This is a genomic window from Isoptericola sp. NPDC056573, from assembly GCF_042793335.1.
Lineage (GTDB): Bacteria > Actinomycetota > Actinomycetes > Actinomycetales > Cellulomonadaceae > Isoptericola.
In genome coordinates this window covers 590,210-614,078 of record NZ_JBHTUY010000001.1, presented here as the reverse complement: position 1 = coordinate 614,078, position 23,869 = coordinate 590,210, and the positions used below count along the sequence as shown (strand labels likewise).

General features: G+C 75.1%; 27 protein-coding genes. 15 read left to right on the top strand and 12 right to left on the bottom strand.

The window, feature by feature from the left end; translation table 11 throughout:
• Positions 1 to 61 precede the first annotated feature (61 nt).
• Complete coding sequence (locus tag ACFQ8E_RS02720) at positions 62 to 1,057, bottom strand: aldo/keto reductase (protein WP_430549020.1); 996 nt, start codon at positions 1,055 to 1,057, stop codon at positions 62 to 64.
• A gap of 143 nt (positions 1,058 to 1,200) precedes the next feature.
• Here ACFQ8E_RS02720 and ACFQ8E_RS02715 point away from each other — a divergent pair, with 143 nt between their 5' ends.
• Both ACFQ8E_RS02715 and ACFQ8E_RS02710 read left to right on the top strand, forming a co-directional pair.
• Positions 1,201 to 2,127 carry an aldose 1-epimerase family protein gene (locus ACFQ8E_RS02715; RefSeq protein WP_430549019.1) on the top strand — a complete coding sequence of 309 codons (927 nt, stop codon included), beginning with the start codon at positions 1,201 to 1,203 and terminating at the stop codon, positions 2,125 to 2,127.
• Positions 2,128 to 2,270: 143 nt separating this feature from the next.
• Positions 2,271 to 2,873 carry a GDSL-type esterase/lipase family protein gene (locus ACFQ8E_RS02710; RefSeq protein ID WP_430549018.1) on the top strand — a complete coding sequence of 201 codons (603 nt, stop codon included), beginning with the start codon at positions 2,271 to 2,273 and terminating at the stop codon, positions 2,871 to 2,873.
• Between the two features lie 30 nt (positions 2,874 to 2,903).
• Here ACFQ8E_RS02710 and ACFQ8E_RS02705 read toward each other — a convergent pair whose 3' ends face one another.
• The gene (locus ACFQ8E_RS02705) at positions 2,904 to 3,440 is read right to left on the bottom strand and encodes a DUF664 domain-containing protein (protein WP_430549017.1); all 537 of its coding nucleotides are present in this window, start codon (positions 3,438 to 3,440) and stop codon (positions 2,904 to 2,906) included.
• A gap of 37 nt (positions 3,441 to 3,477) precedes the next feature.
• Positions 3,478 to 4,278: a DUF4097 family beta strand repeat-containing protein gene (locus tag ACFQ8E_RS02700; RefSeq protein WP_430549016.1), complete on the bottom strand. Its 801-nt coding sequence runs from the start codon at positions 4,276 to 4,278 to the stop codon at positions 3,478 to 3,480.
• Between the two features lie 159 nt (positions 4,279 to 4,437).
• Here ACFQ8E_RS02700 and ACFQ8E_RS02695 point away from each other — a divergent pair, with 159 nt between their 5' ends.
• Positions 4,438 to 4,512 (top strand): 50S ribosomal protein bL37, encoded by a 75-nt coding sequence (locus tag ACFQ8E_RS02695; protein ID WP_099052597.1) that lies wholly within the window; start codon positions 4,438 to 4,440, stop codon positions 4,510 to 4,512.
• Between the two features lie 110 nt (positions 4,513 to 4,622).
• Here the strand turns inward: ACFQ8E_RS02695 and rsrA are convergent, their stop codons facing one another.
• Together rsrA and ACFQ8E_RS02685 are read right to left on the bottom strand one after the other, a co-directional pair.
• Entirely contained in the window at positions 4,623 to 4,904 is a 282-nt protein-coding gene (gene rsrA / locus ACFQ8E_RS02690; protein ID WP_430549015.1) for a mycothiol system anti-sigma-R factor, read from the bottom strand.
• Positions 4,901 to 5,581 (bottom strand): sigma-70 family RNA polymerase sigma factor, encoded by a 681-nt coding sequence (locus tag ACFQ8E_RS02685; RefSeq protein ID WP_430549014.1) that lies wholly within the window; start codon positions 5,579 to 5,581, stop codon positions 4,901 to 4,903. The genes rsrA and ACFQ8E_RS02685 overlap by 4 nt, the downstream gene beginning before the upstream one ends.
• Positions 5,582 to 5,645: 64 nt before the next feature.
• Between ACFQ8E_RS02685 and ACFQ8E_RS02680 the strand changes: the two genes are divergently transcribed.
• Positions 5,646 to 5,780: a hypothetical protein gene (locus ACFQ8E_RS02680; RefSeq protein ID WP_430549013.1), complete on the top strand. Its 135-nt coding sequence runs from the start codon at positions 5,646 to 5,648 to the stop codon at positions 5,778 to 5,780.
• Positions 5,781 to 5,843: 63 nt separating this feature from the next.
• Here the strand turns inward: ACFQ8E_RS02680 and ACFQ8E_RS02675 are convergent, their stop codons facing one another.
• A complete protein-coding gene (locus tag ACFQ8E_RS02675; protein WP_430549012.1) occupies positions 5,844 to 6,809 on the bottom strand; it encodes a helix-turn-helix domain-containing protein in 966 nt (321 codons plus the stop codon).
• Between the two features lie 94 nt (positions 6,810 to 6,903).
• Between ACFQ8E_RS02675 and ACFQ8E_RS02670 the strand changes: the two genes are divergently transcribed.
• From ACFQ8E_RS02670 to hisN, 8 genes are all read left to right on the top strand, one after another.
• Positions 6,904 to 7,047, top strand: a complete 144-nt coding sequence (locus tag ACFQ8E_RS02670; RefSeq protein ID WP_430549011.1) for a hypothetical protein — start codon at positions 6,904 to 6,906, stop codon at positions 7,045 to 7,047.
• Between the two features lie 65 nt (positions 7,048 to 7,112).
• Entirely contained in the window at positions 7,113 to 7,646 is a 534-nt protein-coding gene (locus ACFQ8E_RS02665; protein ID WP_430549010.1) for a DoxX family membrane protein, read from the top strand.
• A 73-nt stretch (positions 7,647 to 7,719) separates the two neighbouring features.
• The gene (aroA, locus tag ACFQ8E_RS02660) at positions 7,720 to 9,102 is read left to right on the top strand and encodes a 3-phosphoshikimate 1-carboxyvinyltransferase (protein ID WP_430549009.1); all 1,383 of its coding nucleotides are present in this window, start codon (positions 7,720 to 7,722) and stop codon (positions 9,100 to 9,102) included.
• Entirely contained in the window at positions 9,102 to 10,139 is a 1,038-nt protein-coding gene (rsgA, locus tag ACFQ8E_RS02655; protein ID WP_430549008.1) for a ribosome small subunit-dependent GTPase A, read from the top strand. The genes aroA and rsgA overlap by 1 nt, the downstream gene beginning before the upstream one ends.
• Before the next feature lie 72 nt (positions 10,140 to 10,211).
• A complete protein-coding gene (locus ACFQ8E_RS02650; protein ID WP_430549007.1) occupies positions 10,212 to 10,709 on the top strand; it encodes a MarR family winged helix-turn-helix transcriptional regulator in 498 nt (165 codons plus the stop codon).
• Complete coding sequence (locus tag ACFQ8E_RS02645) at positions 10,706 to 12,205, top strand: MFS transporter (protein ID WP_430549006.1); 1,500 nt, start codon at positions 10,706 to 10,708, stop codon at positions 12,203 to 12,205. The genes ACFQ8E_RS02650 and ACFQ8E_RS02645 overlap by 4 nt, the downstream gene beginning before the upstream one ends.
• A complete protein-coding gene (locus tag ACFQ8E_RS02640; RefSeq protein WP_430549005.1) occupies positions 12,205 to 12,777 on the top strand; it encodes a hydrolase in 573 nt (190 codons plus the stop codon). Before ACFQ8E_RS02645 ends, ACFQ8E_RS02640 begins: the two co-directional genes overlap by 1 nt.
• Positions 12,778 to 12,841: 64 nt before the next feature.
• Positions 12,842 to 13,663, top strand: a complete 822-nt coding sequence (gene hisN, locus ACFQ8E_RS02635) for a histidinol-phosphatase (RefSeq protein ID WP_430549004.1) — start codon at positions 12,842 to 12,844, stop codon at positions 13,661 to 13,663.
• Between the two features lie 25 nt (positions 13,664 to 13,688).
• On the opposite strand, the gene ACFQ8E_RS02630 is transcribed toward hisN, so the two are convergent.
• Genes ACFQ8E_RS02630 through ACFQ8E_RS02620 form a run of 3 tightly spaced genes read right to left on the bottom strand, consistent with a single transcriptional unit; the run spans position 13,689 to position 16,264 of the window.
• On the bottom strand, positions 13,689 to 14,222 hold the full coding sequence (locus ACFQ8E_RS02630) for a DUF6912 family protein (RefSeq protein WP_430549003.1): 534 nt from the start codon (positions 14,220 to 14,222) through the stop codon (positions 13,689 to 13,691).
• 33 nt (positions 14,223 to 14,255) lie between these two features.
• Positions 14,256 to 15,608 carry a CpaE family protein gene (locus ACFQ8E_RS02625; protein WP_430549002.1) on the bottom strand — a complete coding sequence of 451 codons (1,353 nt, stop codon included), beginning with the start codon at positions 15,606 to 15,608 and terminating at the stop codon, positions 14,256 to 14,258.
• On the bottom strand, positions 15,608 to 16,264 hold the full coding sequence (locus tag ACFQ8E_RS02620; RefSeq protein WP_430549001.1) for a hypothetical protein: 657 nt from the start codon (positions 16,262 to 16,264) through the stop codon (positions 15,608 to 15,610). The genes ACFQ8E_RS02625 and ACFQ8E_RS02620 overlap by 1 nt, the downstream gene beginning before the upstream one ends.
• 142 nt (positions 16,265 to 16,406) lie before the next feature.
• Between ACFQ8E_RS02620 and ACFQ8E_RS02615 the strand changes: the two genes are divergently transcribed.
• On the top strand, positions 16,407 to 16,616 hold the full coding sequence (locus tag ACFQ8E_RS02615) for a helix-turn-helix domain-containing protein (RefSeq protein WP_430549000.1): 210 nt from the start codon (positions 16,407 to 16,409) through the stop codon (positions 16,614 to 16,616).
• A gap of 27 nt (positions 16,617 to 16,643) precedes the next feature.
• Here the strand turns inward: ACFQ8E_RS02615 and ACFQ8E_RS02610 are convergent, their stop codons facing one another.
• A complete protein-coding gene (locus tag ACFQ8E_RS02610) occupies positions 16,644 to 17,192 on the bottom strand; it encodes a hypothetical protein (RefSeq protein ID WP_430548999.1) in 549 nt (182 codons plus the stop codon).
• 158 nt (positions 17,193 to 17,350) lie between these two features.
• Between ACFQ8E_RS02610 and ACFQ8E_RS02605 the strand changes: the two genes are divergently transcribed.
• Together ACFQ8E_RS02605 and ACFQ8E_RS02600 are read left to right on the top strand one after the other, a co-directional pair.
• On the top strand, positions 17,351 to 18,202 hold the full coding sequence (locus ACFQ8E_RS02605) for a hypothetical protein (RefSeq protein WP_430548998.1): 852 nt from the start codon (positions 17,351 to 17,353) through the stop codon (positions 18,200 to 18,202).
• 45 nt (positions 18,203 to 18,247) lie between these two features.
• Positions 18,248 to 18,940 carry an Rv3235 family protein gene (locus tag ACFQ8E_RS02600; RefSeq protein WP_430548997.1) on the top strand — a complete coding sequence of 231 codons (693 nt, stop codon included), beginning with the start codon at positions 18,248 to 18,250 and terminating at the stop codon, positions 18,938 to 18,940.
• 86 nt (positions 18,941 to 19,026) lie between these two features.
• On the opposite strand, the gene secA is transcribed toward ACFQ8E_RS02600, so the two are convergent.
• Both secA and ACFQ8E_RS02590 read right to left on the bottom strand, forming a co-directional pair.
• Positions 19,027 to 21,969 (bottom strand): preprotein translocase subunit SecA, encoded by a 2,943-nt coding sequence (secA, locus tag ACFQ8E_RS02595; protein ID WP_430548996.1) that lies wholly within the window; start codon positions 21,967 to 21,969, stop codon positions 19,027 to 19,029.
• Between the two features lie 233 nt (positions 21,970 to 22,202).
• The gene (locus tag ACFQ8E_RS02590; protein ID WP_430548995.1) at positions 22,203 to 23,807 is read right to left on the bottom strand and encodes a cation:proton antiporter; all 1,605 of its coding nucleotides are present in this window, start codon (positions 23,805 to 23,807) and stop codon (positions 22,203 to 22,205) included.
• Between the last annotated feature and the right edge of the window lie 62 nt (positions 23,808 to 23,869).

The window sequence follows — 23,869 nt, the reverse complement described above, 5'->3', positions numbered from 1 at the left end:
GAACCCATATAATCACGCCCGCCCTTCGGACTACCTCGGCGAGATCAGTACTCCCTCGGCCTCACCACTTGTCGTGCACGTGCTCCTTGATCGACTCGTCGTAGATCTCGCGCACGCCGGACGTGAAGAGCGGGCCGAGCACGCCGGCGTCGCCGGCCGCGGCGTTGAGCCGCGCCTGCTCGGCGCTGCGCGCGCCCGGGATGACCGTGGAGACGCCGGGCTGCTGCCACACCCAGGCGATGGCCGCCTGCGCGGGCGTGAGGTCCTGGCTCAGGGCGGACCCGGCGAGCTCCGTGAAACGGGCGGCCGCGTCGACGCCGACGTCGAACGGCACGCCGGAGAACGTCTCGCCGACGTCGAAGGCCTTGCCCTCGCGGTTGAACGTGCGGTGGTCGTCCTCCGAGAACGTGGTCTCGTGGGTGTACCGACCCGACAGGAGGCCCGAGGCGAGCGGCACCCGCGCGATGATGCCCACGCCCGCCGCGGAGGCCGCGGGCAGCACCTGCTCCAGCGGCTTGAGCCGGAACGCGTTGAGGATGATCTGCACGGTGGCGACACCGGGGCGCGCGATGGCGGTGAGCGCCTCGTCGACGGTCTCCACGGAGACGCCGTAGGCCGCCGTCACGCCCTCGGCGACGAGGGTGTCCAGCGCGTCGTACACCTCGTCGTCGGAGTAGACGGAGGTCGGCGGGCAGTGCAGCTGCACGAGGTCGAGGGTCTCCACGCCGAGGTTCCGGCGCGACCGGTCGGTCCACTCGCGGAAGTTCGACAGGACGTAGTTCTCCGGCACCTGGTCCATCCGGCGCCCCATCTTCGTGGCCACCGTGATCCCGTCGTCGCGGTGGTCGGCGAGGAAGGCGCCCAGCGCCTGCTCGCTGCGGCCGTCGCCGTAGACGTCGGCGGTGTCGAAGAACGTCACGCCGGACTCGAACGCGGCATCCAGCACCGACCGGGCCTGGTCGTCGTCGACCGTCCCCCAGTCCGCCCCCAGCTGCCAGGTTCCCAGGCCGACGACCGACACCATGCGACCGGTGCGGCCGAGCACCTGTTTCTCCATCGTTCCCCCGTTCGGTGGCGCCCCGGGCCCCCCGGACCCTCGGCGCGGACCCCTCGCGCGCGCGAGGAGACGTCTCGTCAGATATCTGGCTCCCCTACGCTACGACGCCCGCACCGATCCGGCGTGCCGACTACGGTGTGAGCGTGAACACCGCTGACTCCCCCGCCGTCCCCGCCCCGTCGGGCCGGCAGTTCCGCATCTCCTCCGGCGAGCACCGGGCCACCGTCACCGAGGTCGGGGCGATGGTGCGCGAGTACACCGTCGCCGGCCGCGACGTGTTCGTGCCGTTCGCCGAGGACGAGGCGGCCCCCGTCTTCAACGCCGCGGTCCTCGCCCCGTGGCCGAACCGCCTGCGCGACGGCGCCTACACGACCGACGGCGTCCTGCACCAGGTGGCCGTGAGCGAGCCCGACCGCGGGACGGCGCTGCACGGCCTGGTGTGCTGGTACCGCTGGACGCCCGTCGAGGTGGCCGACGACGCGGTGACGCTCGAGCTCGCCCTTCCCGCACAGAAGGGCTGGCCGTTCCAGCTCGTGCTCCGCACCCGGTACGCCGTGTCCGACGCCGGCCTGGAGGTCGTGGTCAGCGCGCGCAACGTCGGCACCGGGACCGCGCCGTACGGCGTCGGCTTCCACCCGTGGCTGTCCACCGGCGGCGCCACGCTGGACGACTGCACGGTCAGCCTGGACGCCACGACGCACGTCACCGTCGACGACCGGCTGCTGCCCACGGGCACCGAGCCCGTCGCCGGCCCGTACGACCTGCGCACCACGCGGTCGCTCGCCGGCCTGGACCTCGACGACGCGTGGACGGGTGCCACCCGCGACGACGCCGGGCTGTCGTGGGCGCGGCTCGGCCGCCCCGACGGGAGCACCGCCGCGATCTGGATGGACGGGTCCATGGACTGCTGGCAGGTCTGCTCGGCCGACCACATCACCGGCTACGAGCGGTTCGGCCTCGCCGCCGAGCCGATGAGCTGCGTGGCCGACGCGTTCAACACCGGCGAGCACCTCGTCCACCTCGCCCCGGGCGACGAGCACGTCGTGCGCTGGGGTGCCACGCTGCTCTGACCCGTCGGGGCCGCAGGCACGCCTCCCCCGCTGTGGTCCTGACTACTCGGGGAGCCGCGCGGCGTGGGATCCTGCGACGCGGCCGGGCGGGCGGCGACAATGGCCGCGCAACTGCGAGACAGGACTTGGACGGTGAGGGCTCAGTGACCCAGACCGAGGTGCGCATCTGCGTCGTGGGCGACGAGCTCAGCGTGGGCGTCGGGGACGCCCGCGCCCTGGGGTGGACGGGGCGCGTCATGGCCCGGACCCGCTTCGGGCGGCCGGCGATGGCGTTCACCCTCGCCGTGCCCGGGGAGACCAGCTCGGCGCTCGGCGCCCGCTGGCAGGCGGAGACGGAGTCGCGCTTCGGCCCGGAGGACACGTGCGAGAACCGCCTCGTCGTGGCCCTCGGCCGGCACGACGTCGACTCGTCGCTGTCGGTGGCGCGGTCGCGGCTCAACCTCGCGAACATCCTCGACGTGGCCGAGACGAGCCGGATCCCGGCGTTCGTCGTCGGGCCGCCGCCGGGGCGGCCGGAGGACGGCGGACGCATCGCGGACCTCTCGGCCGCGTTCTCCGACGTCGCCAACCGGCGCCGCGTGCCGTACGTCGACACGTACACGCCGCTGGCGCAGCACGAGCAGTGGCTGGCGGACCTCGCGACCAACGGCTCGACCTACCCGGGGCAGGCGGGCTACGGCCTCATGGCGTGGCTCGTGCTGCACACCGGCTGGCACGCGTGGCTGGGGCTGCCCGCCGACGAGTGAGACGTGCCGGCGAGCGACCGCCGGCGACCGTCAGACGCCTGCCCGCTCGGCCAGGCCGCGCACGTACGCGGCCTGGCCGACGTGCTGCAGGTCGTCGCCGACGACGCTGACGAGCCGCACCGCGAGCGTGACGGGCGGGTCCCAGCGGGTGTCGACCACGCGCTCCAGGTCCTCGGCCGTCACGGTCCCCAGGTACGCCGTCGTGGCGGCGTGCACGTCGTCGAGGTAGCCCCGCAGCAGCGCGGCGTCGGCGCGCACGGCCGCGACCTGCTCGGGGGTGTGGCCGTAGCCCGTGTCCGTGACGTCGAACGGCAGCGCGAGCTTCTCGGCCCAGCCGCCCGCCGTCCACCGCTGCTCGGTGCCGGCGACGTCCGCGACGTGGTCGTCCTGCACCCGCGTCAGGTGCCACACGAGCCACGCGACGGTGTTCGCCTCCGGGTCGGGGCGGTACGTCAGCTGTTCCGCCGTGGCCCCGCGGAGCACGCGGTGCACCGTCCCGGCGATCCGCCCGAAGGCGTCGGTCAGCAGGGCGACGTGGGGTGCGGACGGTTCCGACGGTGCGGTCATCGTGCTCCTCCTCCTCGGCGCCCCGGGCGGGCGCCGGTCAGCGGCGGTCGACGGTGACGTGCGCGGACGTCACCGTCGCGGACAGGTAGGCGGCGCTGCGGCCGTCGGCGGGCTGCTCGCCGTGGTCGACGACCAGGGTCGCGCCGGCGCTCGGCAGCACCGAGCCGTCGAGCACGACCTGGCCGGACGCCCCACGCACCTTGAGGTTCACCGGGCTGCCGGCCGGGAGCCGCAGGTCGATCGCGCCCGAGACCGTCTTGGCCGTGATCAGCGGGCTCGCCTGGGTGGCGGTGACCGTCGCGGCCCCGGACACGGTGTTCAGGGAGACCCGCGCGAGCGCACCGGCAAGGGCGATCGACCCGGCCGCGCTGCTCGCCGTCACGTCCCCGGTGTGCCCCTCGGCCGACAGCGCGCCCGAGACGGTCTTGAGCGACATCGGGCCGGTGGTCCCGGTCGTGCGCACGGCGCCGGTCACGGTCTTCACCGCGACCTTGCGGCCCCCGGTCACCTCGACGTCCGCACCGAGGGTGCCGACGTCGACCGCCCCGTCCGCCGGGACGACGACGCGCACGACGGCACGCTCGCTCTGGCGCGGGTTGCGCAGCTTCGCCCACACGGAGTCGAGCACCGAGCTCTCGTAGCCCACGCGCAGCCGGTCCCCGTCGCGCACGACCTGGACCGGCTTGGCGCCCACCTCGAGCAGCTCGATCCGGACCCCCGTCGAGGCCGGGTCGGCGACGACGTCGGCGCGCCCGTCCTGCAGGCGCAGCGTCACCCCCGTGACCTGCTCGACGTCGATGGTCTGCGGGGCGGCGACCGCCCACGACTCCGTGCTCATGAGGCTCCCTGTGATGCTCGGGCTGCGTGCTGGGGACGGGTACCACCCTGGCAGAGCCCGAGGCCGTGCGGATCGGGGATGCCCCGGATTCCGACCCCGGGCCTCGGGTGTGGGACCATGGGACCCGACCCCTCGTCCATCTTTCGTGAGGAGACCACCATGAGCAAGCGCGGTCGCAAGCGTCGTAGCCGCAAGGGCAACGCCGCCAACCACGGCAAGCGTCCCAACGCCTGACGCGCCGAGGTAGTACGACATTCGCCGAGGTAGCTCCGGTGGACGCGTGGCCCGTGGCCACGGCTCCTGCCGGAACTACCTCGGCGAATGTCGTACTACCGGCGTGAGGCCTACTCGGCGGTGGACATCACCGTCAGCTGGGCGTGGATGCGCACGCGGAGGGTCTCCGGGGCGCGCTCCGCGCACGAGCGACGGACGAGCTGCTTGACGAGCTCCTCAACGCTCAGCTCGGCGAGGCACGGCGAGCAGTGCGCGACGTGCGCGCGCATCCGCTGCTCGTCCTCGGGCGTCATCTCCGAGTCGAGGTACTCGTTCAGGTGCACGAGCGCGTGCTCGCACTCGTTCTCCCCTTCGGCCCGGTCGTGCGGGATGGGGGTGACGGGGTCGGTCATGACGCTCCTCCACGAGCCGGGACCAGGCCACGCTGAGCGGCGTAGTCGGCGAGCAGCTCACGCAGCTGCCGGCGTCCGCGGTGCAGCCGGGACATCACCGTCCCGATCGGCGTACCCATGATCTCGGCGATCTCCTTGTAGGGGAAGCCCTCGACGTCGGCGTAGTAGACGACCATGCGCCGGTCCTCGGGCAGCTCCTGCAGCGCGCGCTTCACGTCGGAGTCCGGGAGCCGGTCGAGCGCCTCGGCCTCGGCCGACCGCAGCCCCTGCGACGTGTGCGACGCGGCGCGGGCGATCTGCCAGTCCTCGACGTCCTCCGCCTGGGACTGCTGCGGCTCGCGCTGCTTCTTGCGATAGCTGTTGATGAACGTGTTCGTGAGGATGCGGTACAGCCAGGCCTTGAGGTTCGTGCCGGGCTTGTACTGGTGGAAGGCGGCGAACGCCTTCGCGAACGTCTCCTGCACCAGGTCCTCGGCGTCCGCGGGGTTGCGCGTCATGCGCAGGGCGGCGGAGTAGAGCTGGTCCAGGTACTGCAGGGCGTCACGCTCGAAGCGCTCGGCCCGGGCCGCGCTGCTCTCGCCCTCGGGGGCACGCTCCGTGTCCTCGGGGATCTCCTCGCCGTCCGGGGTGCTCCCGTGCGGCGCGTCGCCGCTCGCCGGGCCAAGGTCCTGGGTCATCACCGACGAGCCTAGTCCAGCCACTGGGCGGGGTCCTCCGATCCACGGGGTGTGCAGGTCTGTCGTGGGGCCGACCACCGCGTCGTCCGCGTTCGCCGTCAGGGCGTCGGCCGGGACGGCGAACAGCCGCACGGACGCGCGTCCGGCTGCGGGGACGGCGGTCGCCGTCGTCGAGGTACGGGTGCTCACGTCGGTGTGAACCGCGGAAGAGGGCTCCGCATTCCCAGGCGGACGCCCGTCGGCGCCCCGGTCGGGAGCCGCGTCAGGACGCCAGCGGTGCGGCGAACCGGCGACGGTAGGAGACCGGGCTGGTGCCGAGCTGGCGAGCGAAGTGGTGCCGCAGCACGGGCGCGCTGCCGAAGCCGACCAGTCGCGCGATCTCGTCGACGGGCGCCTCGGTCGACTCGAGCAGCTCCTGCGCCCGGGCGACCCGCTGCCGCGCGAGCCAGGCGGCCGGCGTCGTGCCCGTCTCCTGCCGGAAGCGGCGCGCGAAGGTGCGCTCGGACAGCGCGGCCCGGCGAGCCAGCCGGGGCACGGTGTGCTCCTCGGCGAGGTGCTCCCGCATCCAGGCGAGCAGGCCGGCGAGCGACTCGCCGTCGCGCGGGAGCGGGTCCACGACGAACTGCGCCTGGCCGCCCTCGCGCTGCGGCGGCACCACCATGCGCCGCGCGACCGCGCGGGCGGCGTCCGCGCCGACCTCGGTCCGCACGAGGTGCAGCGCGGCGTCGATCCCCGCCGCGGTGCCGGCGCTGGTGAGCACGCGCCCGTCCTCGACGTACAGCGCGCCGGGGTCGACGTCGGCCGTCGGGACCTCGGCCGCGAGCCGCTCCGTGTACATCCAGTGCGTGGTGCACCGCCGCCCGTCGAGCAGCCCCGCCCGCGCGAGCGCGAACGCGCCGGAGCAGATGGCGAACAGCCAGGCGCCGCGGTCGTGGGCGGCCCGGAGCGCGTCGAGGTAGGCCTGCGGGAGGACCTCCTCGCCGTCGTCGTCGATGCCGTAGGCGACGGCGACGACGAGATCGGCGTCGTCGAGCGCCTCGAGGCCGTGCTCCACGACGACGGGGAAGCCGCCCTTGGTCATCACGGGTCCGGGCACGGGTGCGCAGAGCGTGAAGTCGAACGATGGGCCGCCCGTGTCGCGACGGTCGATGCCGAAAACCTCGTACGCGACCCCGAGCTCGAACGGCGCGACGCCGGGGACGACGACGGCGGCGACCTTGCGGATCATGTCGCCCATGCTGCCACGTCGATGGCTGGATGTCGACGCATGCTGGCACTTCTGCCACTCGTGGCAGGACCGCAACGCGCGAAGGATTACTGCCATGACCGCACTGATCCTCGTCCTGGCCGCCCTGCTCCTGGCCGCCTACGCCGCCCGCCTCGTCCGGACGGTCCGCCGAGACGGCCTCGGCACCCGCCGCCCCCCGCGCTCCCACCACGACTGGTGGGAGGACGCGCCCGCCTGACGCACGGCCGCGCCGCGCCCGCCGGTCGCCGCGCAAGCGCGGGTCTGCTCTGCCACAGTGGGCCCATGCTGCTGCGCCGTATCGCCCGACCCCTCCTGGCCGCCCCGTTCGTCTACGACGGGATCCAGGCCGTGCTGCACCCGGCCGAGCACGTGGACGCCGCCCGCGAGGGCTCCCGGCTCGTCACGGACGCGGTCGGCGCCGAGCCGCTCGGCGACCGCCAGCTCGGGTTCCTGGTACGGGCGCACGGCGCCGTGACCGCCGCGGCCGGCGTCCTGCTCGCCGTCGGCCGCACGCCGCGCACCGCCGCGCTCGCGCTGGCCGCGCTCACCGCGCCGCTCGCCGTCGCCCACCAGCCGTTCACCAGCAAGGGCGCCGAGCGCAGCCTGCGCACCGCGGCCTTCGTCAAGGACCTCGGCAAGGTCGGCGCCGCCGTCATCGCGGGCGTGGACCTCGAGGGCCGGCCGGGCGTGACCTACCGCGTGCAGCAGGCGCGCGAGCACGCCACCCGCCTCGCGGAGGCGAAGGCCGAGGCGGTGAAGGCCACGACGAAGGCCGAGGCCCAGAAGCTGCGCGCCAAGGTCGCCGAGGCGGTCTGACCTTCCGGCGGCAGGCGCGGCGGGCCGCGAGACGCGCCGCTCCGGAGACGTCCCGTGAACTAGCCTCGGAGCCATGACCTCCGCCGTCCCGCCGCACGCCGCCCCGCCCGCCGCCCCCGACCCGGGGGCCGACGGCTGGGCCGCACCGGTCGCGACAGGCCCGCTGGACGCGACGGTCGAGGTGCCGGGCAGCAAGTCGCTGACGAACCGCCTGCTCGTGCTGGCCGCGCTCGCCGACGGCGCGGGCACCCTGCGCGGGGCGCTGCGCTCGCGCGACGCCGACCTCATGATCGGCGCGCTGCGCGCCCTGGGCGCCGGCATCGACGAGGGCGAGGACCCGAGCACCCTGCACGTCACCCCGGGCCCGCTGCGCGGCGACGTGGACGTCGACACCGGGCTGGCGGGCACGGTGATGCGGTTCCTCCCCCCGGTCGCGGCGCTGGCCGACGGCCCGGTCCGCTTCGACGGCGACCCCGAGGCACGGGTGCGGCCGATGCTGCCGGTGCTCGCGGCGCTGGGCAGCCTGGGCGTGCGCGTCACCTCCCCCGACGGCGGGACGCCGACCCACCTGCCGTTCACCGTGCACGGCACGGGCCGGGTGGCGGGCGGCGCCGTCGACGTCGACGCGTCGGCGTCGTCCCAGTTCGTCTCGGCCCTGCTGCTCGCCGGCGCCCGCTTCGAGCGCGGCCTCACGCTGCGGCACATCGGCACCACCCTCCCGAGCCTCCCGCACATCGCGATGACCGTGGCCACCCTGCGCGACGTCGGCGTGGAGGTGGACGACTCGCGCGACGGCATCTGGCAGGTCACCCCCGGCCCGGTCGCCGCGCGCGACGTGCGGGTCGAGCCGGACCTGTCCAACGCGGCGCCGTTCCTGGCCGCCGCGGTCGTGGGCGGCGGCAGCGTCCGCGTGCCGGGCTGGCCCACGGAGACCACCCAGCCGGGCGCGCTGCTCCCGGACCTGTTCGCCCGGCTCGGGGCGCAGGCCCGCCTCGACGGCGACGTCCTGACCGTCACCGGCACGGGCGAGGTCCGCGGAGCCGACCTGGACCTGCACGCCGCGGGCGAGCTCGCCCCGACCTTCGCCGTCCTCGCCGCGCTCGCCGACTCCCCGAGCCGCCTGCGCGGCATCGCGCACCTGCGCGGTCACGAGACCGACCGCCTGGCGGCTCTCGCGACCGAGATCACCCGGCTCGGCGGACAGGCCGAGGAGACGCGCGACGGGCTGGTCATCACGCCGCGGCCGCTGCACGGCGGCCTGTTCCGCACCTACGCCGACCACCGCATGGCGACGTCGGCCGCCGTCCTGGGCCTGCGGGTGCCGGGCGTGCGGGTGGAGAACGTCGGCACCACGGCCAAGACCCTGCCCGGCTTCGACGGGATGTGGGAGCGGATGCTGGGGGTCGGCGCCCCCACCGGGCCCGTCACCCGGCCCGTCACCGAGGGCGAGGCCTGATGGCCCGCCGCGCCGTCGACGAGCACGCGCAGTACGCGCGGCCCTCGAAGCGCGGCTCACGGCCCCGCACCAAGCAGCGCCCCGAGCACGCCGACGCCGAGGTCGGGATGGTGACCGGCGTCGACCGCGGCCGGTACACCCTCGTGGTCGACGACGGCACCGCCGACGAGCGCACCGTCCTCGCGATGAAGGCGCGCGAGCTCACGCGCACCCGTGTCGTCGTGGGCGACCGCGTGGACGTCGTCGGCGACACGTCGGGCGACGAGGGCACGCTCGCGCGGATCGTGCGGATCCAGGACCGGTCGTCGGTGCTGCGGCGCACGGCCGACGACACCGACCCCTACGAGCGGATCGTGGTGGCGAACGCCGACCAGCTGGTCGTGGTCACCGCGCTCGCCCAGCCCGAGCCGCGCACCGGCATGATCGACCGCTGCGTCGTCGCCGCGTACGACGCCGGCATGGACGTGCTGCTGTGCCTCACCAAGGCCGACCTCGCGGACCCCGCCCCCCTGCGGGACTTGTACACCCCCATCGGCGTCGACGTCGTCGTCACGCATCGGGACGACCCCGCGAGCGTCGAAGCGGTCCGCGAGCGCCTGGCCGGGCGGACGTCGGTGCTCGTGGGACACTCCGGCGTCGGCAAGTCGACGCTCATCAACGCGCTGGTGCCCGACGCCGACCGCGCCACCGGCGTCGTCAACGACGTCACCGGCCGGGGCCGCCACACGTCCACCTCGGCGGTCGCGCTGCGGCTGCCGGTCGGGCACGACGGCGACCACGACGGCTGGGTGGTCGACACCCCGGGCGTCCGGTCGTTCGGGCTCGCGCACGTCGAGACGGACCACCTGCTGCAGGCGTTCGAGGACCTCGCCGAGGTCGCCGAGGAGTGCCCGCGCGGCTGCACCCACCTCGCGGACGCCCCAGACTGCGCGCTCGACGACTGGCTCGCCGCGTCGTCCGACGACGAGCGCCCGGCGCGCGAAGCCCGCGTCGCGTCGTTCCGGCGCCTGCTGACCGCGCGCCACTCCGCCGACTGATCCGTCACCCGGTTCCCGCGATTCGTCAGGCACAACTTGTCAGTCTGAACTGACGAGTTCTACCGTGGAGCGGTGCCCTCCTCCCCCGATCCCGTGACGCCCGTCGCCGGCGCCGCCGCGGCCGCGCGCGAGCTGCGCTCGCTCGTCGGGCGGCTGCGCCGCCGTTTCCTCGAGCTGAGCGACAACCGGGAGCTCACGCCGTCGCAGACGTCGCTGCTCTCCCGCCTCGCCAAGCACGGACCGGCGTCGCCCGGCGCGCTCGCCGCGGCCGAGCGGGTCCGGCCCCAGTCCCTCGGTGCCACCCTCGGCGTCGTCGCCGAGCGCGGCCTCGTGCGCCGGGACCCCGACCCCGACGACGGCCGCCGCCAGGTGATCTCCCTCAGCGACGACGGCCGCGCGTTCGTCGAGGGCCGGCGCGAGGCGGGGCAGGAGTGGCTGACGCGCGCCCTGGGCGAGCGCCTCACCGCCGAGGAGCTGGCCACCGTGACCGAGGCCCTCGCGATCCTCGACCGGACGCTGCTCGACCCTGCGCAGGCCGACGAGCAGGCCGACGAGGCCGACCGGCCGTGAGCCTGCTCCACCGTCACCCCGCCGCCCGCCGGGACGCCCCGCTCGCCGGCGTCCCGACCGGCTACGACCGGCGCCTCACCCCGGCGCTGGCGCTCGGCTCGCTGCTCAACCCGATCAACTCGTCGATGATCGCGGTGGCGCTGGTGCCCATCGGGCTCGCGTTCGGCGCCCCCGCCGCGCAGACGGTCTGGCTCGTCACCGCGCTCTACCTCGTCACGGCGGTGGGCCAGCCCGTCGTCGGGCGGGTGGTCGACCTCGTCGGCCCCCGGCGCCCGTACCTGGTCGGAGCCGCGCTCGTCGGCGTCGCCGGGCTGCTCGGCGCGCTGGCCCCCTCGCTCGGCGTGCTCGTGCTGGCCCGCGCGCTGCTCGGCATCGGCACCTGCGCCGCCTACCCGGCGGCGATGTGGCTCGTACGGCGCGCCACCGACCGCTCCGGCGAGGACCGCGGCGTCGCGGCGGTGCTCACGATCCTCGCCGTCACGAACCAGGTGACGATGATCGTCGGCCCGACGCTCGGCGGGCTGCTCGTCGGCGTCGGGGGCTGGCGGGCGATCTTCCTGGTCAACGTGCCGCTCGCGGTCGCGTGCCTCGTGCTGGGCGGCCTGCGGCTGCCGCGCACGACCGCCACCGACCGCACCTCCGACGACATGCGGGACGGCACGCCGGACGACCCCCCGCGCCTCGCCGCGCGCCTCGACGTCCTCGGCGTGCTGCTCTTCGCGGCCGCGCTCACCAGCCTGATGCTCGTCCTCGTCGGGGCCACCCCCTGGTGGGTGCTCGCCGCCACCGTCGTGACGGGCGCCTGGTTCGCGCGGCACGAGCTGCGCGCCCGCCGTCCGTTCATCGACCTGCGGCTGCTCGCCGGGAACCGGCCGCTGCTGCTCACGTACGCCCGCGCCCTGCTCACCGCCACCGCGACGTACGCGTTCATGTTCGGCTACGTGCAGTGGCTCGAGCAGGGCCGCGGCCTGAGCGAGGCCGCCGCGGGGCTGCTGATGCTGCCGACGTCGGTCGTCGCGGTCGCGGTCGCGTCGGCGACCGGGCGCCGTGCCCCCGTGCGCACGGCCCTGCTCGTCGGGTCGGTGTCGCTGCTGCTCGGCGGCGCGATCCTCGCCGTCGTGCGGCCCGAGAGCCCGACGTGGCTGCTCGTCCTCGCCGGCGTCGGCATCGGCGGCATGCAGGGCCTGGCCGGGCTCGCGCACCAGAAGGCGCTCGCCCGTCAGGCCGACGCCGCGACCGTCGGCGCCGCGTCCGGGCTGCTGCGCACGTTCATGTACCTCGGCGCGCTGGTGTCCACGGCGGCCATCGCCGCCCTCTACGCCGACGGCCCCACGACGGCGGGCCTGCACGACCTCGCCCTCGCGATGGCGACCTGCGCCGTCGCGGTCGCCGCTCTGACGCTCGTCGACCGCTCCCTGCGCCGTCGCCCCGCGACCGCCCGCACCGTGCCCGCACCTGTTCCCGCACCCGTACCCGTACCCGGAGAGAACCGCTGATGACCTTCACCTCCCTCGACCCCCGCACCGCGCTCGTCGTCGTCGACCTGCAGGCCGGCATCCTGGCCGCGCCGACCGCACCGCACGCCGCCGACGCCGTCCTCGCCCGCAGCGTCGAGCTCGCCGACGCCTTCCGCGCCCGCGACCTGCCCGTCGTCCTCGTGCGCGTCACCGCCGCCCCCGACGGCGCGGACGCCGTGCCCGGCCGCACCGACGCCCCGCGCGGCGGAGCGCGGCCCGACGGCTGGGACGTCCTCGCCCCCGAGCTGCACACCGCGGCGTCCGACGTCGTCGTGACCAAGCGGAACTGGGGCGCCTTCTACGGCACCGACCTCGACCTGCAGCTGCGCCGCCGCGGCGTGACGCAGGTCGTGCTGACCGGCATCGCGACGAGCATCGGCGTCGAGTCCACGGCCCGCGCCGCCCACGAGCACGGGTACCACGTCTCCCTCGTCACCGACGCGATGGCCGACCGAGCGGCCGAGGACCACGAGCACAGCGTCGGGCGGCTCTTCCCCCGGCTGGGCGAGTGCGGCACGACCGCCGAGCTGCTCGCCCTGCTGCGCGGCTGACCTCTCTGTCCCACCCCCGCGCGCCGGGGCCCGGGGGCCGCGGCGTACCGCTACCGTGTGAGGCGTGTCGTACACCCAGTCGTCTCCCAGCCCGACCAGCGGGCCCGCGCGCACGTACGAGGACGACCTGCGCCTGGCCCACGTGATCGCCGACCAGGTGGACGCGATCACGATGTCCCGCTTCAAGGCCGTGGACCTGCACGTCGAGAAGAAGCCCGACGACACGCCGGTCTCGGACGCCGACCGCTCCGCCGAGGAGTTCATCCGCGCCCAGCTCCACCGGGCGCGCACGCGGGACGCGATCGTGGGCGAGGAGTACGGCTCGGCCGGCAGCGGCGCGCGGCGCTGGATCATCGACCCGATCGACGGCACCAAGAACTTCGTGCGGGGCGTCCCCGTGTGGGCCACCCTCATCGCGCTGGCCGACGGCGAGGAGGTCGTGATGGGCCTCGTCTCGGCGCCGGCGATCGGCCGCCGCTGGTGGGCGGCGAAGGGCTCGGGCGCCTGGACCGGGAAGTCGCTCGCGTCGGCGTCGCGGATGTCGGTGTCCGGCGTGAGCACGCTCGCCGACGCCTCGTTCTCCTACTCGTCCCTGTCCGGGTGGGAGGAGCACGGCAAGCTCAACGGCTTCCTCGACCTCACCCGCCAGGTGTGGCGCACCCGCGGCTACGGCGACTTCTGGTCGTACATGCTCGTCGCCGAGGGCGCCGCCGACATCGCCGCCGAGCCCGAGCTCGAGGTCTACGACATGGCCGCCCTCGTGCCCATCGTCACCGAGGCCGGCGGCCGCTTCACCGCGCTCGACGGCGCCCCGGGGCCGTGGCACGGCAACGCGCTGGCCACCAACGGCAGGCTCCACGACGAGACGCTCGTCTACCTCGGCTGACCCGTTCCTTCGTCGCCGAGAGCATTCAGGCGCGCGGGATCTGAGGGATCTCGGTCGGGTCGTACCAGAGCAGGTCGCGGTCGGTGACGCGCTGGAGCGCCGCGTCCAGCGCCTCCTCGGACGTCGCGCCCGCGCCGCCCGTGCGCTCGGCGTCGTGCTCCTCGTCGGCGGCGGCGAGCACCGCGCGCACGTCCTCGGCCGCCTCAGGCTCGTCGACGTGGACCGCGACGACGACCACGCCGGTCAGGGCGGCGACGTCGACGGCGCTGGGCTCGTCGGCACCGTCGGCCACCGTGACCTCGGCGTCCGGGACGTCCAGCGAGACGACGACACGGAGCGGCACGGCGGCGCGGCGGGCGGCCACGAGGGCCAGCGAGTCGTCCGCCGCGGCGAGGAAGGCCTCGTACTCCCGGCTCTCGTCGTCCTCGTCGGGCAGCTCACCGGCGAGGGCGGGCGTCACCGCGTGCGCGCGGCGGGCGGGGACGTCCCACCGCGCCCCGGCAGCCGCGACCGCGGCGCCCTCGAGCTCGTCCAGGGTGGCGGGAACGTAGATGCGCATGCGCACAGTCTGCCGCGAGCGGCAGCCCGGTGCTCACACCTCCGCGGCGACGGTCGCCCGCACCCGCTGGGCCAGCCCCTCGAACGCCACGGTCACCGACGAGCCGGGAGCCTCCTCCGCGAGCGTGCGACCCGCCAGCAGCGCGGCGTCCAGGCCGGCGGGGTCGTCCGGGACCAGGTGCACGTCGTCCACCCCGGCGTAGCGCGCCAGCGCGTCCCGCACCGCCGCCTCCGGGCGCGAGCCGGCCGCCGACGCGCGCACGCGGTTCGCGACGACCACGCGCTCCCCCGAGACGGGCACGGGCACGTCGCGCAGGTCCTCGAGCCCGCGCACGAGGCGCTGGACGCCCACCGGGTCGGCGGCGCCGACCACCACGACGACGTCCGCCGCCTGAAGCGCCGCGAGCGTCGCGCCGTTGCGCTGCGGCGCGTGGGTGTCGTACATCAGCAGCTCGTCGGCCTCCAGGAGCGGCCCGCAGTCGACGACGGTCCAGTCGGCGAGCTCGCGCGCCCGCTCGAGGACCACCTCGACGGCGCTGGCCGGCAGCTCGGGCCACCGGGCGGCGCGGGTGATCCCGGTCAGCACCCGGAGCCGGCCGCCGACGACCGGGCTGTGCCGGGCCAGCGTCGGCAGGTCGAGCGACCCGTGCGCCGCGGCGCGGGCGACCGCCGCGAGCCCCGGGGCGTCGTCGAGCAGGCCCAGCCGGGCCGCCACCGACGCGCCGTACGTGTCGGCGTCCACGACCAGCGCGTGCTCGGTGCCCGCCGATGCCGCCTCGCGCCGGGCACGACCGTGGCGCCGGCGCCCGCCGGACAGGCCGCCGAGCACGGCCGCGAGCTCGATCGCCGTCGTCGTCCGTCCCGGCGCGCCGACGGGGCCCCAGACCGCGACGACGCGCCCGCGGCGGGGCGCGGCGTCGTCCGCGACGGCGTCCTCGAGCCCGCGCACCTCCTCCGCGGCGAGCGGGTCGTCGACGTCCGCCGCGCGGCCCAGCACCAGGAGGTCGGGCGCGCCGGGCGCCGACGCGGCGGCGGGCACCGGCGCCGCGTCCCGGACCGCGGCGAGCAGGAGCGCCTCGTCGTACCGCTCGACGACGGCGTCCACGCCCAGCGCGTGCAGCCTGGGCGCCGGCGCGACGTCGTCACCGAGCGCGACCACGCGGACGTCCGCGGCGTGCAGCCGGCCGACCGCCTCCCGGTCCAGGCCGGGCAGGTCGCCGGAGACCAGCGCGACGGCGCCCGCGCCCGCCGCGGCCGCCGCGAGGAGCTCGGCCACGTCGCCGCACCGACGGGTGACGGTGACCCCCGAGCCCGGGCCGCCCAGGGCGAGGACGACGTCGGTCTCCGCCGCGCCGCGCACCGCGCACAGGACGGTGACGCCCGCCATCAGACGCCGGCCCCGGCCTGCGGCACCACGGTCACGCTGCCAGGGACCGCCAGCGCACGGAGGACGACGGGCAGGTCGTCCGAGGGCACGAGCACGTGCAAGGTGGCGCCGTCCGCGACGACGAGCCCGGCCCCCGCCTCGTCGACCTGCTCGACGACGACGCCCTCGACGAGCGGCGCCGGCTCCTCGGCCGCCGCGTCGGCACCGGCGGGCGCCTCGGGCGTCGACCAGAGGTCGACGGCGGACCCCGCCTTCACGCGGGACGACATGGCCTGGTCGACGGGCACGGAGACGGAGCGCACGTCGACGTCCGCGGCGTCGCCGAGGGCCGACCGGGCGACGAGCTCGCCGTCGTCGACCACCCGCAACGCGACGACCTGCTCCGGCAGCTCCTCGTCGGCACGCAGGTACAGCTCGCTCCCCGCGTCGATCCGGACGTCGACCGTGCGCAGCCGCGCCACGTCGACGGTCTCGCCCGGCGTCAGGGTGCCGTCGGCCGCGTAGACCGGCACGGTGCGGCCCGCGGAGGAGACGGCCCACGAGCCGAGGGCGACGGACGCGGCGACGATCACGACGCCGACGACCAGCCGGGGATCGCGCCAGGTCGGGCGGCGCAGGCGCGCAGCCGCGGGTGCCGGCAAGGGGTCGGTGCTCACGGACGTCCTCCGGGGTTGTCTGGGCGCGGCCTCGGCGCAGCGTCGCGCCGGAACCTATCATCAGGCACCCCTCGCATGCTTTCGGCAACCACTGTGGACAACCGCCGTCATCACGCCTGACCGCTGTGCCAGAATTGCCCGTATGGCCAACCGGTTCCTCTCCCTCGCGGACGTGCAGGAGATGCTCAGCATCTCCAGCACCCAGGCCTACTCGCTCGTGCGCTCGGGCGAGCTGCCCGCCATCCAGGTGGGCCCCAAGAAGGTGTGGCGGGTCGAGGCGAGCAAGCTCGAGGAGTACATCGAGCACCAGTACGCCCGCACGCGCGAGCGGATCGCGTCGGGCGACCTCTGACGCCCCCGCCGGGCTCCCCCGGCGGCCTCAGGCCTCGCTGACGCGCAGCAGGGCCCCGAACGGCACCGTCCGCACGACCGGCCGCGCCCGCTCCGTCTCCTCGACGTCGAGGTGGTCGGCGCCCACGCGCCCGATCCGCCCGGTGACCGACCCGCCCGCCGTGCGGACCAGCACCCGGGCACGGTCGCGCTGCAACCCTCGGAGCACGTGACCCAGACCGAGGCCGTCGGTCCGCGCCCGTGACGGCGTCGCGAGCCGGCCCAGGCCGACGACCGAGGCGAGCGCGGCCAGCGGCACCAGGTGCTGCACCCGGCCGCGGGCGCCGCTCCCGTCGAGGAGCAGCCACGCGTGCGCGACGCGGGCGAGCCGACCCTCGACGCCCTCGCCGTCGAGGAGCTCGAGCCGCAGCACGGAGCCCGTCGCGGCACGCAGCCGGTCGGCCAGCGGGATCGAGGCCTGCTCGGCCCGGGTGAGCTCGGCGACCGCGCCCTCCCGCTCGGCCGCCTGCTCGGCGTCGAAGCGCGCCTCGAGGTCCGCGAAGAGCAGCTCCCACCTGGCCGGACCCGCGGATGTCATGAGGCTCCTCTCGTCGGGATCGATGCCCACAGGATGCCCGGGTAGACAGACCCGGCACCAGTCCGCTTCAATATCCACCACCAGAACACATCACCCGCTATCAACTGGCATCACCGGGACCGATTCGAGACGATAGCGGAGGGACGAAGGAGACCTCGATGTCCGGCAGCACCCCTCACGACCGGCTCTCACGACCAGGTGGGCTCGGCCGGCTCGCCGTCCTCACGGCCGCGGCCGCGGGCGTGGGCGCCGCCCTGGTGCTGCGCACGGCCGCCGTCGTCCCGCGGACGTCCACCGCCGCCGTCGGCCTCACCGTCGACCGCTGGGTCGAGCTCGCCGTCCTCGTCGCCGGGCTGCTCGCCGCCGCCTGGCTCGCCCTGAGCAGCGCGGTCGCCCTGGCCTGCGTCGCCGCGTCTCTGCTGGGCCGCCGCTGGCGTGCCGGCGAGGCCGCCGTCGAGCGGCTCGCACCCGCGGCCGTCCGCCGCCTCGTCCGGACCGCCGTCGGCGTCGGCGTCGGCGCAGGGCTCACGCTCGCCCCGACCGCGGCCCTCGCCGCCGACGTCCAGCCCACCGGCCCGACCCCCGAGGCCTCGTCGGTCGCCCTCGACCTCGGCTGGCGGTCCACCGCCGCGGAGGGCGAGGCACCGGCCGACGCACCGACCGACGCACCGACCGACGAGGCCGTCGAACGCCCGGCGGAGATGCCGGCGCCGGCGGCGGCTCCTGAGGAGGACGTGCTCGTCGAGGAGGTCGCTGCCGCCCCGGTCGCGCACCATGCCGCCCAGGATGCCGCCCAGGATGCCGACGACCACGCGGACGACGACGAGCCGGTCCGCGTGGTGCTCCGCGGCGACACCCTGTGGGGCATCGCGACCGAGGCGCTGGGCGGCTCCCCCACCGACGCGGAGATCCTCCGCGAGGTGACGCGGTGGCACACCGAGAACCGCGACGTCATCGGCGCCGACCCCGACCACCTCCTGCCCGGCCAGATCCTGCACGCCCCGGCCTGACGACCCGACGTCCCACGACTCCCGCACCATCCACCGGAGGGCACCATGACCGCGACGACGACTGCGCCGACCACGCCGGCGACGGAGGCTTCCCCGGAGCAGGGCACCCCCGCCCCCGGCACGGCGCCGGAGGGCACGACGGCGACGCCCGGCACCGGACCGGGCACCGAGGCGGACCGGCACGATGTCGCCGCGGCGCAGGACGACGGCGCCCCCACCCGGCGGGCGCTGCGGGTGTCGGCCCCGCCGCGACCGGCCGGCCCGGCGGGCTATCCCGAGGCGAGCACCCGGCCGGCGCCGCGGACGCGGCGGGTGCGGGTCGGCGCCCCGGGCGTACGACGCGACCCTGACGACGACCAGGACCTCACGGCGAGGCCGCTGCGGGAGGCCGCGCCCGCGCCGCTGCCCGACCCGACGGCGCAGTGCTGCACGGTCGTGCGCGCCGCGGTCGAGGTCCTGCGCGGGGAGCGGCCGGCGGCGCAGCTCGCCCGTTGGGTCACGCCGCAGGTGCGCGACCAGCTGGCCGAGCGCGCCCGGATCGGCCTGGCCCACGCCCCGCTGCGGGACGCGGCGCACCACCGGCCCGTCCAGGTGCGGCGCGTCCGGCTGGTCCGCCTGGGTGACGACGTGGCCGAGGCGACCGTCGTCCTGGACGACGACGGGCGGGTGCGTGCCGCGGCCGTCCGGCTGGAGGCGCGCCGGGGCGCCTGGCGCGTCGCCGTCCTCGAGATCGGCTGACCGGCGCGGACGGGAGAACGCCGGAGCCCCGGCCCGCGGGTGCGGGTCGGGGCTCCGGCGTCGTGGCGTCGCTCAGGGAGCCGTCGTCACTCCTCGTTGACGCCGTGGCAGACCTTGTACTTCTTCCCGGAGCCGCAGGGGCACTGGGCGTTGCGCGGCGTGCCGGGGAAGGTCCGGCCGTCGCTGGTGGCCGCCGTGGCCTCCCCGTGCAGCTCGCGGCGCGAGCGGCGCGTGGGAGCGCCCGTCGTCGTGGTCGAGCCGTCCTCGCTCGGCGACGAGTAGGACAGGCGCTGCGGCGCCGGGGCGTCGAGCCCCTTGGCCAGGAGCACGGGCTCCTCCGCCGCCGCGGGAGCAGGCTCCGCCGCGGCCGGCTCGGGCTCGGCCGGGGCCGCGGGCTCGGCGACCGGGGCGGCCTCGGCGGCCGGCGCCGTCCCGCCCGCCACGACCTGGCCCGCGTCGGACTGCGCCGCCGCCGCAGCGCTGGCCGCGGAGATCACCGGGGCGCCGGGAGCACCCTGGGCGCCGGGCTGCTGCACCTGCACGTCGAGGTTGAACAGGAACCCGACCGACTCCTCCTTGATGGACTCCGTCATCGCCTGGAACAGCTGGAAGCCCTCGCGCTGGTACTCGATCAGGGGGTCGCGCTGCGCCATCGCGCGCAGGCCGATGCCCTCCTTGAGGTAGTCCATCTCGTAGAGGTGCTCGCGCCACTTGCGGTCGAGCACCGAGAGCACGACGCGGCGCTCGAGCTGGCGCATCGCGGGCCCGCCGAGGGACTCCTCGCGCGCCTCGTACGCCACGCGGGCGTCCGAGAGCAGCTCCTCGAGGATCAGCTCGTGCGTCAGCCGGCCGACGCCGCCCGCCTCCTCGACGACGTCCTCCGGCGTGATCGACACCGGGTACACCGACTTGAGCGCGGTCCACAGCGCGTCCAGGTCCCAGGCCTCGGGGTTGCCCTCGGCGGTCGCGCCGTCCACGTACGCGGTGACGACGTCCGTGAGGAAGTGCTGCACCTGGTCCTCGAGGTCCTCGCCCTCGAGCACCCGCTTGCGCTCCGCGTAGATGACCGAGCGCTGTCGCGACAGGACGTCGTCGTACTTGAGGACGTTCTTGCGGATCTCGAAGTTGCGGGCCTCGACCTGCGACTGCGCGCTCTGGATGCCGCGCGTGACCATCTTCGACTCGAGCGGCATGTCGTCGGGGAAGCCGGCGCGGTCCATCATCGAGGACGCGAGCCCCGAGTTGAACAGGCGCATGAGGTCGTCCTGCATGGACAGGTAGAACCGCGACTCGCCCGGGTCGCCCTGACGGCCGGAACGACCGCGCAGCTGGTTGTCGATGCGGCGCGACTCGTGCCGCTCCGTGCCGAGCACGTAGAGCCCACCGAGCTCGGTGACCTCCTCGTGCTCCGAGGCCACCGCCTGCTTGGCCTTCTCGAGCACGTCCGGCCAGGCCGCCTCGTAGGCCTCCGGGTCCTCCCCGGCGTCGAGACCGCGCTGGGCCATCTCGGAGACGGCGAGGAACTCGGCGTTGCCGCCGAGCATGATGTCGGTGCCGCGGCCGGCCATGTTGGTGGCGACGGTGACGGCGCCCTTGCGACCGGCCTGCGCGACGACGGACGCCTCGCGCTCGTGCTCCTTGGCGTTCAGGACGCTGTGCGGCACGCCCGCCCGCTTGAGCAGGCCCGACAGCAGCTCGGACTTCTCGACGCTCGTGGTGCCGACCAGCACCGGCTGGCCCTTCGCGTGGCGCTCGACGATGTCCTCGACGACGGCGTTGAACTTGCCGTCCTCGTTCTTGTAGACGAGGTCCGCCTGGTCCATGCGGATCATGGGCCGGTTGGTGGGGATCGGCACGACGCCCAGCTTGTAGGTGCCCTGGAACTCGGCGGCCTCGGTCTCGGCCGTACCGGTCATGCCGGACAGCTTGTCGTAGAGGCGGAAGTAGTTCTGCAGCGTGATCGTGGCGAGCGTCTGGTTCTCCGCCTTGATCTGCACGCCCTCCTTGGCCTCGATGGCCTGGTGCATGCCCTCGTTGTAGCGGCGCCCGGCGAGGATGCGGCCGGTGTGCTCGTCGACGATCATGACCTCGCCGTTGAGCACGACGTAGTCCTTGTCGCGCTTGAACAGCTCCTTCGCCTTGATGGCGTTGTTGAGGAAGCCGATCAGCGGGGTGTTCAGCGACTCGTAGAGGTTGTCGATGCCGAGGTAGTCCTCGATCTTCTCGATGCCGGGCTCGAGCACGCCGACGGTCTTCTTCTTCTCGTCGACCTCGTAGTCCTTCTCGACCTCGAGGCGGCGCACGACCTTCGCGAACTCGGTGTACCAGCGGTTCGCGTCCCCGGAGGCGGGGCCGGAGATGATGAGCGGCGTGCGGGCCTCGTCGATGAGGATCGAGTCCACCTCGTCGACGATGGCGAAGTGGTGGCCGCGCTGCACCAGGTCGTCGGGCGACCAGGCCATGTTGTCGCGGAGGTAGTCGAAGCCGAACTCGTTGTTGGTGCCGTAGGTGATGTCGGCCGCGTACTGCCTGCGGCGCTCCTCCGGCGTCTGACCCGAGACGATGACGCCCGTCGTCATGCCGAGGAAGCGGTAGACGCGGCCCATGAGGTCGCCCTGGTACTTCGCGAGGAAGTCGTTGGTCGTGACGACGTGCACGCCCTTGCCCTCGAGGGCGTTGAGGTAGGCGGCGGTCGTGGCGACGAGCGTCTTGCCCTCACCGGTCTTCATCTCGGCGATGTTGCCGAGGTGCAGGGCGGCGCCGCCCATGAGCTGCACGTCGAAGTGCCGCTGGCCGAGGGTGCGGCGCGCGGCCTCGCGCACCGCGGCGAACGCCTCGGGGAGCAGCTCGTCGAGCGTGGTGCCGTGCTCGAGGCGCTCCTTGAAGCGGTCGGTCTCCTCGTGCAGCTCGGCGTCGCTCAGCTCCTCGAAGCTGGGCTCGAGCCGGTTGACCTGCTGGGCCAGGCTGTTGAGCTTCTTGACAATCCGGCCCTCGCCAAGACGGAGGACCTTCTCGAGGATCGCAGGCACGCAGTACTCCAGGGTCGGTGGCGCCCCGGGGATGGCCGGGACCGTGCGGCGCGACGACGGGCGACGAGGGGCGGTCGGGATCGCACGCCCGCGCCGTCGCCTGGGTCACACCCGTGCCATCCTAGGCCGATCGCCTGGGAGTCCGGCACGGGTTCGCGACGGACGAAACCGCTCCGGCGCCGTGAGCGGGCGTTTGGCCCCGACTCGCCGCGTGCACAGGGCCAGGAGCCCGGTCACAGCGTCTCGTGGTCGCGGCCCTGGCCGGGGGCGAGATCGGCGGCGGCGCGGTCGGCGAGCTCGGCGCCCGCCGCGCCGTACAGGTGGAAGACGGCGTCCGCGCCGTGCCGGCGCAGCTCGGCGGCGTCCTCGTCGTAGCGGGCGATCGCCGCCACCCGGCCGGCGAAGCCCACCGCGCGCAGCCGGGCCAGGGCGATGAGGTTCGCCTTGTGGAACGGCATCGCGAGCACGGCGAGACGCACCTGGCCGGCCCGCTTGACCCGGGCCCAGAACTCGGAGTCCGTGGCGTCCGCGGGGACGACGGCGATCCCTTCGTCGCGGAGCGCCGCGACCCGCGTGCGGTCGTGCTCGACCCCCATGACCGACAGGCCGTGCACGTCGCGCAGCCGCCGGTACGTGGCGGAGCCCACCCGCCCCAGGCCGAGGACGACGGCGTCGGCCCGGCCGATGTCGACGGGCCGGTCGTCGGGGTGCAGCTTGTCGACGTCCCGGCGCGGCAGGAGCCCGGTGAGCCGGGCGGCGAGCTCCACCCCGCGCCGGTTGACGATCGCCGAGACGACGAAGCTCGCCGCGACCGCCAGGGACACGATCACCGTCCACTCCTCGTCGAGAAGGCCCGCCGTCGCGCCGAACGCGACGACGATGATGCCGAACTCCGAGAAGTTGCCGAGGGCGAGCCCGGCGAGGAACGAGGTGCGGCGACGCAGCCGCATCAGCCACAGCAGCACGGCGTAGCCGGCCGCCTGGAGGGGCAGGAGCAGGAGCAGGAGGCCGGCGAGCGCCAGGTCGACCGGGGCGGGCATCCCGTGCAGCCCGATCTGCAGGAAGAACGCGACGAGAGCGAGGTCCTTGACCGTGAGCAGGGAGCGGGAGAGCTCGGTGGCCCGCGGGTGCCCGGCGAGCAGCGCACCCATGACGAGCGCTCCCAGGTCGCCCGACAGCCCGACCGCATCGAACAGCCAGAAGCCGGGCACGAGGGCGACGAACGCGCCGAACAGCGCCTGCAGCTCGCCGTGCCCGGCCCGGTCCCAGACCCGGCGCAGCACCCAGGCGCCGGGGATCAGGCCGACGACGGCGAGCGCCCACGGGCTGGGCGGCTCCCCCGTCGAGACGGCGAGGAACGCCACCGCGACGACGTCCTGGACCACGAGCACGCCGACGGCGATGCGCCCGTACAGCGCCGTCGTGTCGGAACGGTCCTCGAGCACCTTGACGACGAAGACCGTCGAGGAGAACGACAGCGCCAGCCCGACGAGCGCCAGGGAGCCGAGCGACTCGTCGGCGAGCAGCCGGATCCCGGCGACGGCGAGCAGGCCGAGGAACCCGACCGCGACGGCGACGCTCAGCACCAGGTGCGCCACGGTCGTGAGCCAGATCTCCGGGCGCAGCAGCGAGCGGACGTCGAGCTTCAGCCCGATCGCGAACAGCAGGAGCGCCACGCCCAGCTCGGCGACGGTCTCCAGGCCGGGCAGCTCCGGGGCTCCGGCCGCCCCGAGCGCGAACCCGGCGGCGAGGAAGCCGACCAGCGGCGGCAGCCGCAGGAGCGTCGCCGCCAGACCGCCCACCAGCGCCGCGGCGAGGTACAGCACGGCCGTGGCCATCTGCGCTCCTGACCTTCTCCGGTCCCGACCGACGCGGGTTCCCCGACGTCGTGGCGCCGATC

Excerpts from the sequence above, each read along its gene's own strand:
- ACFQ8E_RS02720 (WP_430549020.1), bottom strand. The coding sequence starts at position 1,057 with ATGGAGAAACAGGTGCTCGGCCGCACCGGTCGCATGGTGTCGGTCGTC.
- ACFQ8E_RS02705 (WP_430549017.1), bottom strand. The coding sequence starts at position 3,440 with ATGACCGCACCGTCGGAACCGTCCGCACCCCACGTCGCCCTGCTGACC.
- ACFQ8E_RS02700 (WP_430549016.1), bottom strand. The coding sequence starts at position 4,278 with ATGAGCACGGAGTCGTGGGCGGTCGCCGCCCCGCAGACCATCGACGTC.
- rsrA (WP_430549015.1), bottom strand. The coding sequence starts at position 4,904 with ATGACCGACCCCGTCACCCCCATCCCGCACGACCGGGCCGAAGGGGAG.
- ACFQ8E_RS02685 (WP_430549014.1), bottom strand. The coding sequence starts at position 5,581 with ATGACCCAGGACCTTGGCCCGGCGAGCGGCGACGCGCCGCACGGGAGC.
- ACFQ8E_RS02675 (WP_430549012.1), bottom strand. The coding sequence starts at position 6,809 with ATGATCCGCAAGGTCGCCGCCGTCGTCGTCCCCGGCGTCGCGCCGTTC.
- ACFQ8E_RS02670 (WP_430549011.1), top strand. The coding sequence starts at position 6,904 with ATGACCGCACTGATCCTCGTCCTGGCCGCCCTGCTCCTGGCCGCCTAC.
- ACFQ8E_RS02665 (WP_430549010.1), top strand. The coding sequence starts at position 7,113 with ATGCTGCTGCGCCGTATCGCCCGACCCCTCCTGGCCGCCCCGTTCGTC.
- aroA (WP_430549009.1), top strand. The coding sequence starts at position 7,720 with ATGACCTCCGCCGTCCCGCCGCACGCCGCCCCGCCCGCCGCCCCCGAC.
- rsgA (WP_430549008.1), top strand. The coding sequence starts at position 9,102 with ATGGCCCGCCGCGCCGTCGACGAGCACGCGCAGTACGCGCGGCCCTCG.
- ACFQ8E_RS02640 (WP_430549005.1), top strand. The coding sequence starts at position 12,205 with ATGACCTTCACCTCCCTCGACCCCCGCACCGCGCTCGTCGTCGTCGAC.
- ACFQ8E_RS02630 (WP_430549003.1), bottom strand. The coding sequence starts at position 14,222 with ATGCGCATCTACGTTCCCGCCACCCTGGACGAGCTCGAGGGCGCCGCG.
- ACFQ8E_RS02625 (WP_430549002.1), bottom strand. The coding sequence starts at position 15,608 with ATGGCGGGCGTCACCGTCCTGTGCGCGGTGCGCGGCGCGGCGGAGACC.
- ACFQ8E_RS02615 (WP_430549000.1), top strand. The coding sequence starts at position 16,407 with ATGGCCAACCGGTTCCTCTCCCTCGCGGACGTGCAGGAGATGCTCAGC.
- ACFQ8E_RS02610 (WP_430548999.1), bottom strand. The coding sequence starts at position 17,192 with ATGACATCCGCGGGTCCGGCCAGGTGGGAGCTGCTCTTCGCGGACCTC.
- ACFQ8E_RS02605 (WP_430548998.1), top strand. The coding sequence starts at position 17,351 with ATGTCCGGCAGCACCCCTCACGACCGGCTCTCACGACCAGGTGGGCTC.
- ACFQ8E_RS02600 (WP_430548997.1), top strand. The coding sequence starts at position 18,248 with ATGACCGCGACGACGACTGCGCCGACCACGCCGGCGACGGAGGCTTCC.
- ACFQ8E_RS02590 (WP_430548995.1), bottom strand. The coding sequence starts at position 23,807 with ATGGCCACGGCCGTGCTGTACCTCGCCGCGGCGCTGGTGGGCGGTCTG.